Here is a 305-nt window from a genome sequence, read left to right as displayed (position 1 = left end):
GCGCCGTCCATTTGAGCAGCACCAGTGATCATGTTTTTAACATAATCGGCGTGTCCAGGACAATCTACGTGTGCGTAGTGACGAGTAGGTGTATCGTACTCAACGTGTGAAGTTGAGATTGTGATACCACGCTCGCGCTCTTCTGGAGCGTTATCGATTGATGCGAAGTCTTTAGCTACACCACCGTATACTTTTGCAAGTACGTTAGTGATTGCTGCAGTTAGGGTAGTTTTACCGTGGTCAACGTGGCCGATTGTACCAACGTTTACGTGCGGTTTTACGCGTTCAAACTTTTCTTTTGCCAT

Annotated in this window: 1 protein-coding gene; it reads right to left on the bottom strand. The window is 46.9% G+C overall.

Translation table 11 applies throughout. The features are described from left to right. The coding region (locus B5G52_RS21845; protein WP_254911271.1) for a GTP-binding protein at positions 1-305 on the bottom strand (305 nt) is incomplete at its 3' end.

Origin of the sequence: Pseudoalteromonas sp. A601, from assembly GCF_002165575.1 — a bacterium.
Lineage (GTDB): Bacteria > Pseudomonadota > Gammaproteobacteria > Enterobacterales > Alteromonadaceae > Pseudoalteromonas.
This window is presented reverse-complemented; position numbering and strand designations above follow the sequence as displayed.